Origin of the sequence: Metapseudomonas resinovorans DSM 21078 (assembly GCF_000423545.1) — a bacterium.
Taxonomy (GTDB): domain Bacteria; phylum Pseudomonadota; class Gammaproteobacteria; order Pseudomonadales; family Pseudomonadaceae; genus Metapseudomonas; species Metapseudomonas resinovorans.
This window is the reverse complement of the sequence record NZ_AUIE01000051.1, coordinates 1-11209: the sequence shown is the minus strand read 5'-3', so window position 1 is coordinate 11209 and position 11209 is coordinate 1. Positions and strand designations below refer to the sequence as shown.

General features: G+C 62.5%; 2 protein-coding genes. Both read left to right on the top strand.

From position 1 onward, the window contains the following. Window positions 1-1360, top strand: a 1360-nt coding sequence (locus tag G559_RS0123255) for a hypothetical protein (RefSeq protein ID WP_028630540.1), incomplete at its 5' end; no start/stop codon positions are given. A gap of 830 nt (window positions 1361-2190) precedes the next feature. Further along, window positions 2191-11209 (top strand): peroxidase family protein (locus G559_RS0123250; RefSeq protein WP_028630539.1); only part of this gene is annotated, 9019 nt, incomplete at its 3' end.

Here is an 11209-nt window from a genome sequence, read left to right as displayed (position 1 = left end):
GCGGGTGGTGGCGAGCTTCACGGATGACCAGGGCTTTGCCAATACGCGGGCTTCGGAGGCGACCGCCGTCATCGGCGGGACATTCAACGGCGATGGCGGGAATAACACCCTGCTGGGCACCGCTGGTGACGATGTGATGAATGGCGGTGGTGGTAACGACACACTTAATGCCGGTGCGGGGAATGATTTCCTGAGCGGCGGTGCGGGCAACGATGTCCTGAACGGTGGTGCGGGTAACGACGGTCTTCATGGTGGAGCGGGCAGTGACCAGATGGCGGGGGGGGCTGGAGATGATCTGTATGGCGTCGACAGCGTCGGGGATGTTGTGACCGAGACTGCTGGCGGCGGTAATGATGTCGTGTGGACCTCGTTGTCTACCTACACCTTGCCGGCGAACGTCGAGTTCCTGCGCTACAGCGGTACGGGACCGTTCACCGGTACCGGGAACGCCCTGGCCAACAACATCATGGGTGACGTAGGTAACGATGTGCTCAGCGGTGGCGGTGGCAATGACACGTTGGCCGGTGGCGCGGGCAATGATGGTCTCCATGGTGGGGCCGGCAACGACCGGATGGTGGGCGGCGCAGGGGACGACCTGTACGGCGTTGACAGCGCTGGAGACGTCGTGATCGAAACCACCGGCGAAGGCAATGACGTCGTGTGGACCTCGCTGTCGACCTACACCATGCCGGCGAACGTCGAGCTCCTGCGCTACGCCGGTACGGGGTCGTTCACCGCTACGGGCAATGCGCTGGCCAACAACATCGAAGGCGGAGTGGGCAACGATGTGCTCATGGGGGCGGGAGGCAACGACGTGTTGGCCGCAGGCGTGGGTAACGACGCTCTCCATGGTGGGATAGGCAATGATCGGATGGTGGGTGGCGTAGGGAACGACCTGTATGGTGTTGACAGCGCGGGAGACGTGGTGATCGAGCTGGCGGGTGGGGGCAATGATGTGGTGTGGACCTCGTTGTCGACCTACACCTTGGCGGCGAACGTCGAACACCTGCGCTACGCCGGCGTGGGACCATTCAACGGCACGGGCAACGCCCTGGCCAACAGTATTGCCGGTGGCACGGGCAATGATGTGTTGGGTGGCGGTGGCGGCAACGACGTGTTCCAGTTCGGTGCTGGCTTCGGCCAGGATCAGATCCTGGACTTCGACGCCAACCCGGCAGGTGGGCAGGACCGGATGGACATCGCCGGTCTGGGCATCACCGCGGCGACCTTCGCAGCGAACGTCAGCATCGCCGACCTGGGGGCGAATACCCAGGTCACCCTCGGGGCCAACAGCATCACCCTGGTGGGCGTGGCGGATGCCACAACCGTGACCCAGGCGGACTTCATTCTCGCCGGTTGAGGGACCCTGGCGACATTTCGTTGACGCACAAAAAGGGGCGAAGCACGTGCGGCTTCGCCCCTTTTTCATGCCCGCAGAAACTCAAAACCCGGCTCTATTCCGGCCTTTCTGATAGCTATGCCGATTTATGGCACGTACGTGCATCGTTTTGCGTCCTTCATGCAAGAAAGATACCTCCGAATTGCCCGGATTTCTCACTTGAGTCAACGGTTGTATTCCTCTGATAAGTGGGGCGGTGGTATTGGACCGCTCTAGAACGCCACTTTCGGTCGTCAGGAGAAGAGCGTGCCAGGGCAGCTGGAAGAGTGCTACCACATGTCGAGCGACTTAAGTTTGTCGATTTTGCGCGTATATCTGTTTTAAATCAGGCACTTATCATGTTTTTACATTTAGAAACATATGATGCCGTTTTATTGACAGTGCGGGTGGCCGGGGCTTTAGTCAGGGTGTGTACGAACATGACTGTTTTTTGGCACGTAGAGACGTTGAGGGACGTCGCTGCGGAGCCCGCCACAAGAGTGCTAGGGAGAACACCGTGATGAGCATCGATTCAGTCTCGCGCAGTGGGCCGACCGGCCCATCGACCTGTGCCGCCCCCCGGGTTCGTTCCCACGGACCACCTCACGCCTGAGCAGCGGTGCCGCCTTCTCTAGCGGCGCCGAGAGGGACAAATCCATTCAGTCGGTACTGAGCCACTTCCAAGGCTTGGCGGGTTCGGCTGCGACTGCGATTTGCCCGGCTAGATCGCTTTCCATTGACGAAACGTGGAATCGCACCCGCGTGGGCGTGATTCGGCCTGACTGATTGCTGTCGCATTGAGGAAAAACACCATGGCCACATACATCAAATCTGACCTCGAGTTCATCCTCCAGCAGATCCTCATCTCCGAAGCCCATGCGGCCGGCGAGGATTTGTCGGCATTGCTGCCCAACTCGCAAGTGCCCTGGGGACTCAGGACAGTGGATGGATCATTCAATCATCTGGTGCTGGGGCAGACTGAGTTCGGGGCGGCCGATGGGTTGTTCCCGCGCATGCTCGATCCGGTTTTCCGCATTGCAGAGGACGGAACGTCCTATACCCAGACCAGTGGCCTGGTGATCGACTCGCAACCGCGGACCATCAGCAACCTGATCGTCGACCAGACCGCCAATAACCCGGCAGCGGTAGAAGCCAACGGTGGCGCCGATCCGGTGCTGAGCCCCGGCCTTGACGGAATCTTCGGGACTCCGGATGACCAGGAAGTCTTCTTTATCCCCAACACCACGCCGGATGAAGGTCTTTCTGCGCCCTTCAACTCCTGGTTCACCTTCTTCGGCCAGTTCTTCGACCACGGCCTGGACCTGGTCACCAAGGGGGGCAGCGGCACCATCTTCATTCCGTTGCAAGAGGACGATCCGCTGTTCGTGCCGGGCAGCCCGACCAATTTCCTGGTCCTGACCCGAGCCACCAACCAGCCGGGGCCGGATGGTGAACTGGGCACTGCCGACGACATTCACGAGCACACCAACACCACCTCGCCCTTCGTCGACCAGAACCAGACCTACAGCTCGCACTCGTCGCACCAGGTGTTCCTGCGCGAATATGTGTCGACGGCCAATGGCCCGGTGACGACCGGCAAGCTGATCACCAATCGTGATCTGGTCAACGGCGTCTTCGGAGATGGCGATGACGTGGACCTGGGCGGCATGGCCACCTGGGCAACCGTCAAGGCCCAGGCCCGCGACGTTCTTGGCATCAACCTGACCGACGCCGATGTCGGCAACATTCCGCTGCTGGCCACCGACGCCTATGGCAACTTCATCAAGGGGCCCAATGGCTACCCGCAGGTGGTGATGAGCGACGGCGTGGGTGGAACCTTCCTGGTTGAAGGCGATCCGGCCGCCAACGGCGGCCAGGGCATCAGCCTGGCCAATGCTGTGCGCACCGGCCATGCCTTCCTGGATGACATCGCCCACAGTGCCAATCCATTCAACAGCCAGACCGGCGCGTTGCTGGGGGCTGACGCAGACGCAGTGGCCGGTACCGATGACGGCAACGCTGCCACCTACGACAACGAGCTGCTGGATTCGCACTACATCGCGGGTGATGGCCGGGTCAACGAGAACATCGGCCTGACCGCCGTGCACCACGTGTTCCACTCCGAGCACAACCGCCTGGTCGATCACACCAAGCAGGTGATTCTGGATTCGGGTGATGTGGATTTCCTCAACCAGTGGCTGTTGACGACAGTCGACGCCATTCCGGCCGACACCTCGACCCTCGTCTGGAACGGCGAGCGCCTGTTCCAGGCCGCCAAGTTCGGCACCGAGATGCAGTACCAGCACCTGGTGTTCGAGGAATTCGCCCGCAAGGTGCAGCCGAACATCGATGAGTTCCTGGCACCCACGGGTTTCGACGCCAGCATCGACCCGTCGATCGTCGCCGAGTTCGCCCACGTGGTGTATCGCTTCGGTCACTCCATGCTGACTGAAACCATCGACCGCCTAGACCCGAACTTCGTCAACAGCGAGATCGGCCTGATCGCCGCCTTCCTCAATCCCCTGGCGTTTGCCGAGAGTGGTGCAGACGCGGATGCGGCCGCTGGCGCCATCATCCGTGGCGTGACCCGCCAGCAGGGCAATGAGATCGACGAGTTCGTCACCGAGGCCCTGCGCAACAACCTGCTGGGTCTGCCCCTGGACCTGGCGACCATCAACATTGCCCGTGGTCGTGATGCTGGTATTCCGTCCTTCAACGCTGCTCGCCGCGAGTTTTTCGAGGCCACCGGGGACGCTCAGCTGGAGGCCTATAGCAGCTGGGTGGACTTCATGGGCGGGCTCAAGCATGAGGCGTCCCTGATCAACTTCATCGCCGCCTACGGCACCCACTCGACCATCACCAGTGCGACGACCCTCGATGGCAAGCGCGCCGCCGCCATGGCCATCGTGCTGGGCACTGGCACTAATGTTCCGGCAGATCGTCTCGAGTTCTTGCACAGCACCGGGGCCTGGGCCAGTGGCGCCAATGGCGTGACCACGACTGGTCTGGACCTGGTGGACTTCTGGATCGGTGGTCTGGCCGAGAAGCAGATGCCGTTCGGCGGCCTGCTGGGTTCCACCTTCAACTTCGTGTTCGAGACCCAGTTGGAGGCCCTGCAGAACGGCGACCGCTTCTACTACCTGGGCCGCCTGGCAGGACTCAACTTCCTCACCGAGATGGAGCAGAACTCCTTCGCCAAGATGGTGATGCGCAACACCGACGTTGATCGACTGCCGGCGGATGTCTTCTCCACCCCTGGTCTGATCCTGGAAGTCGACCAAACCCAGCAGTTCAACGCGGGTGTCGTCAACAACCCCGGTGCTGATGGAATCCTTGGCGATGATCCATCCACCCCGCTTGTGGATGAAAGCGCCGACGACATCGCGACTCCCAACGAGGACCCACTGGGCGACAACGTGCTCGTCCCGCTGGTGATCCGCGACAACCCGGCAACCCCGGGAGCCGACACCAACTACCTGCACTACACCGGTGACGAGCACGTGGTGCTGGGTGGTACGGACAATGCCGACATCCTCATCGCCAGCATTGGCGACGACACCATCTGGGGTGATGGCGGCAATGACCGTATCGAGGGCGGTGACGGCGTGGACAGCCTCAATGGCGGCGCCGGCGACGACATCATCACCGACATGGGCGGCGACGATAACATCAAGGGCGACGACGGCAACGACGTCATCCATGGCGGCAACGGCTTCAACTTGATCCTCGGCGGCGCCGGCAACGACTTCATCATCACCGGCGAAGACGTCTCGGAAACCTTCGGTGGTACCGGCAACGACTTCATCTACGGCGCCAAGGGCAACCTGCAGACGGCTGGTAACGAAGGTGACGACTGGATCGAGATCGGCACCCAGGACGGTGCCCCCGGTGACAACTTCTCGCCCTTTGCCCTGGATGAAGTGGCCGGCAACGACGTCTTCGTCGGCGGCGGTGGCTTCGACGAGATGATCGGTGAAGGTGGTGATGACATCTTCTTCGGCTCAGAAGGTGCCGACCACTTCGACGGCGGTTCCGGCTTCGACTGGGTCAGCTACAAGTTCGACCCCTTCGGCGTGCTGTCCGACATGATCGTCGACGACTTCTTCGAGCCGCCGGTGCCTGCCTCCAACGCCGGCATCTTCGATCGCTTCGCCTTCGTCGAAGGCCTGTCCGGTTCGCAGTTCGGTGACATCCTGCGCGGCGACAACGCCGACGCGGCGGAGATCGCCGAGAACGGTCCGCTGGGCAGCGTGCTGAACCAGGCCGGCATCGACCTGATCGCCGGGTTGCAAGAGTTCCTTGGCGCGGGTGTCACCTCCTTCGGTGCCGGCAATATCATCCTTGGCGGTGGCGGTAGCGACATCCTGGAAGGCCGTGGCGGTGACGACCTGATTGATGGTGACCGTACGCTGAATGCCTTTGTCAGCGTGCGTACCGACCCTAACGACCCCACTACGGAGATTCGTCGGGTCGACAGCATTGGCGCGCTGATTCCCGACATGCTCTCGGGGCTGATCAACCCGAGCCAGTTGGTCATCGTTCGTGAAGTCGTCCAGACCGACGGCTTCAACTACGACACGGCGGTGTTCACGGGCAACTTCGAAGACTACGACATCAATATAAACAACAACGGTACGACGCTGGACTTCAGCGATGACGTGATTACTGTCACCCACCTGGAGGTGGACCTCGACGGCAACACCGTCATCGGTGCGGATGGCGTGGACCGGCTGACCGGCATTGAGCGGCTGCAGTTCAACAACCTATCGGTTGCGCTGGTTCCCGGGCTCAACGAAGGCCCCACAGGGCAGCTACAGCTCGATAACAACAACCCGCAGAATGGCCAGGTACTGACAGCGTCGGCACTATTGGTGAGCGACGCGGACAACGTCGCCTCTGGCGGCGATATCACCGGCCCCATCGCCTACTTCTGGCAGGCTGAGACCGTTGCCGGTTCCGGTATCTTCCAGGACATCGTCACCGAGGCTGGCGAGCGGCCTGAATCCGCCCAGGGCGACAGCTTCCGCGTGACCGCCGACCTTGATGGCCTGGCGCTGCGGGTGCGTGCGGTCTACAGGGACCAGAACGGCGTGCTGGAAACCGTCTTCTCGGATGCCACCGCTCCGGTGGACGGCAGTGTGGTCGTCGCACCGCCGCCGGCGGTGCCGCAGGAAGACTTCGTCGCCAGTCCTGGCGTGCATATCATCCGCAGCGACCTGCAGTTCATCCTCGATCAGATCCTTATCTCCGAGCGCCATGCCGCTGGCGAGAATCTGCTGGATATCGTGCCGAACTCCCGTGGCGCCTTTGGTCTGCGCACGGTGGACGGTTCCTTCAACAACCTGGTGCCGGGTCAGGAGCACTTCGGTGCGGCCGACCAGCCCTTCCCGAACCTGGTCCCGCCAGTGTTCCGTGATGATCAGGATGGGGACACCATAAACCTCGGCCCGGGAGGCGTAGTCACCAACACTGACTATGGCGCCGCTGGCGATGTGGCCGACGCCGATCCGCGCACGATCTCCAACCTGATCGTCGACCAGACCATCACCAACCCGGCAGCCGTGCAGGCATACGTGGATGCCGGCCTTGGTACCCTGGACCCCAACGGCGTGTTGCTGGACCTGAACGGCGTGCCAATCCCGGGCGGCCAGCCGCTGTTCATCCCCAACACCGCGCCTGACGAAGGCCTGTCTGCCGGCTTCAACTCCTGGTTCACCCTGTTCGGCCAGTTCTTCGACCATGGCCTGGACCTGGTGACCAAGGGCGGCAACGGCTTCGTCTTCGTTCCACTGCAACCGGATGACCCCCTCTTCGTTCCGGGGGGCACCTCCAACTTCATGATCCTTACCCGCACCAGCAACGATGCTCCGGGGCAGGACGGCGTGATGGGCACCGCAGACGACATCATCGGTGGCGGACCGCTCAACACGACCACGCCGTTCGTGGACCAGAACCAGACCTATACGTCCCATGCATCGCACCAGGTGTTCCTGCGCGAGTACGAGCTCAATGCTGCAGGAGATCCGGTGTCCACGGGTGCCATGCTCGATGGCGTCGGCGGCCTGCCAACCTGGGCAGAGGTCAAGGCCCAGGCCGCCCAGATGCTGGGCATCCAGTTGACCGATGGCAACATCGGTAACGTCCCGCTGCTGGCGACTGACCTCTACGGCAAGTTCCTTCCGGGGCCGAACGGGTACGCCCAGATCGTCACCTTGGTGGACGGCGATATCGTGCTCGTAGAAGGTGATCCCACCGCCAACGGCGGGCTGGGTATCGCCATCCCGGGTAATGCCCTGTTCACCGGGCATGCCTTCCTGGACGACATCGCCCATTCCGCCAACCCCTTCAACAGCCAGACCGGCGCGCTGATGACGGCGGATGGGGATGCCGTAATCAATGACCCAACCAACCCATCGCCGGCTGGCACATTCGACAACGAACTGCTCGATCGCCACTTCATCACCGGCGACGGGCGCGGTAACGAGAACATCGGCCTGACCTCGGTGCACCATGTGTTCCACGCCGAGCACAACCGCATGGTCGATCAGATCAAGGCTGTGGTGCTGGCCAGCAACGATCCGGCCTTCATCAGCAATTGGCAGAATGCGGACGGCACCTGGAATGGCGAACGCCTGTTCCAGGCCGCGCGCTTCACCACGGAAATGCAGTACCAGCACCTGGTGTTCGAGGAATTCGCCCGCAAGGTGCAGCCGCAGGTGGACGTGTTCTTCAACGCCACCCAGGTGTACGACACCGCGATCAACCCGGCGATCGTCGCCGAGTTCGCCCACGTGGTCTACCGCTTCGGCCACTCCATGCTCACCGAGACTGTGGACCGGCTGAACCCGGACTTCACCGACGCGGGCAGCATGGACCTGATCGATGCCTTCCTGAATCCGCTGGCCTTCAACAATAACGGCGCCCTGTCGGCTGAGGAGGCTGCCGGCAACATCGTCCGTGGCATGACCCGCCAGACCGGCAATGAAATTGACGAGTTCGTCACCGAGGCGCTGCGCAACAACCTCCTCGGATTGCCGTTGGACCTGGCCACCATCAACATCGCTCGCGGCCGTGATACCGGCGTCCCGACGCTCAATGCGGCGCGTCAGGACTTCTACAACGCCACCGGCGACAGCCAGCTACGGCCCTACACCAGTTGGGTCGACTTCGCCGCTCATCTGAAGCACCAGACGTCCATCGTCAACTTCATCGCGGCCTATGGCACCCACGCCGAACTGCTGGCAGCTGATGTGAACACGACGGCCGAGAAGCGGGCGGTGGCCTTTGCCTTGGTGTTCGGTGGCGACGCGATCATCAACGAAGGGACGGCGGAACAGCGCACCTTCACCGCCGACACCGCAGATCGTCTGGCCTTCCTCAATGGACCGGCCGCCACGACCGGTGTGAATGACATCGACCTGTGGATCGGTGGCTTGGCCGAGCGGCAGATGCCCTTCGGTGGCCTGCTGGGCTCGACCTTCAACTTCGTGTTCGAGAACCAGATGGAGAAACTCCAGGACGGCGACCGCTTCTACTACCTGGAACGCACGGCGAGCATGAGCTTCCTCACCGAGCTGGAAAACAACTCCTTCGCCAAGATGGTGATGGCCAACACCAACGCGATCCACCTGCCGGGGGATATCTTCTCCGACCCTGGCCTGATCCTGGAGGTGGACATTACCCGGCAGTTCAACGCGGACGTGGTCAACCCGGGTGCTGATGGCATTCTCGGTGATGATCCTTCGACGGTGGGTGTCGACGAAAGCCTCGACGACGTCGCTGCTCCTGGTGAAGACCCGCAGGGTGGCAGCGCCTTGCTGCCCTGGGTGATTCGCGACAACCCGGTCAATACCGACAATGCCGCCACGCCGTTCTACAACGAGGCGAACACCAACTACCTGCGTTACACCGGTGATGAGCACGTGGTGCTGGGCGGTACTGACGGCAACGACGTCATGATCGCCAGCCTCGGCGACGACACGATCTGGGGCGACGCCGGCCACGATCGCATCGAAGGGGGTGATGGCAACGACCTGATCCGCGCAGGCGATGGCGACGACATCATCACCGACCGCGGCGGCGACGATAACATCCAGGGCGACGGTGGTAACGACGTCATCCATGGCGGCAATGGCATCAACCTGATCCTCGGCGGCTTCGGCAACGACTTCATCGTTTCCGGGGAAGACTCCACCGAAATCTTCGGTGGCGTCGGTAACGACTTCATCCTCGGTACCCGGGCCAACGAAGCGCAGTTCGGCAACGAGGGTGATGACTGGCTGGAACTGGGTGGCCCTGACGGCAACGCCGGTGACAACTTCAACGAGTTCGGCCTGGACAACGTTCCCGGCAACGATGTCTACATCGGCGAGCGCGGCATCATCGACCGGATGGACGGTGAAGGCGGCGACGACATCATGCTCGGCAATGGTGGCGAGGGTGACCGCTACGTCGGCGGCTCCGGCTATGACTGGGCGGTGTTCCGCGACGATCCGCAAGGGGTGAACATCGAGTTCGACCTGCGCGCCTTCGACGAGACACCGGTAACCCCGTCGACCGCCTCGCTGCTGACCCGCTTCGAGTTCATGGAAGGCCTGTCGGGCTCGTCTCACAGCGACATCCTCAAGGGCGATGATCGCGATGCAGCGGCCATCTCCACCTCGGGTGTGAACGGCAGCATCCTGACCAACATCGGCCTGATCGCCGGGTTGCAGGAGTTCCTGGGAGCAGGGGTCACTTCGTTCGGTGCCGGCAACATCATCCTCGGCGGCAGCGGCAGCGACATCATCGCGGGCCATGGAGGTGATGACCTGATCGACGGTGATCGTTCCATGACGGCCTACATCGCCGTACATCAGAACCCCGACGGCACCGGGCCGGAGATCGACCGGGCCTTCAGCATGACCGAGCTGGTGCATGACATGCTCACCGGGCGCTACAACCCTGGCCAGTTGGTCGTCACTCGCGAACTGCTCGCTGGCAATGGCGCGTTCAACTACGACACCGCCGAGTTCGCCGGCAACCGCGCCGACTACACGGTGCTCAATAACGGCGATGGCACCTGGACGGTGACCGATACCGTCGATGGACGCGATGGTTCGGATCGCCTGAGCGGTATCGAACGGCTGCAGTTCAACGACATTAGCGAGGCGCTGGTGGTCGGCCTCAACAGTGGGCCGGTGGGGCTTGCATCGGTCAGCGATGCCACGCCTGAAGTGGGCACTCGCCTAGTTGCATCCATTGCAGGTGTGACCGACGCCAATAACGTCGGCGGCACCGTCACTGGGCCGGTGTCCTACTACTGGCAGGCTGACGTGCGTGGTGACGGCATCTTCGAGGACATCATCATCGAGAACGCCGGCGCCGAATTGGCCCGCGCCACCGGACCGAGCTTCCTGGTCACCGCCGCCCAGGCTGGGCTGGCCATGCGCCTGAAGGCCATCTACAAGGACGCCAACGGCGTGCTGGAGACCGTCTACTCGGCGGTGACCGCACCGGTATCGGGCACCCAGGTCAACGATGTACCGACCGGCGCACCGGCGATCAGCGACACCACACCGCTGCAGGGCCAGGTGCTGACGGCCACGCGCGGCACCATCGCCGATCCGGACGGCACCACCACCTCGGTGTTCAGCTTCCAGTGGCAGTCCTCCGCCAATGGCACGACCTGGACCAACATCGGCGGCGCCACCGCGGCGAACTTCACCCCGGGCGCGGCGCAGGTTGGGTTGATGCTGCGGGTGGTGGCGAGCTTCACGGATGACCAGGGCTTTGCCAATACGCGGGCTTCGGAGGCGACCGCCGTCATCGGCGGGACATTCAACGGCGATG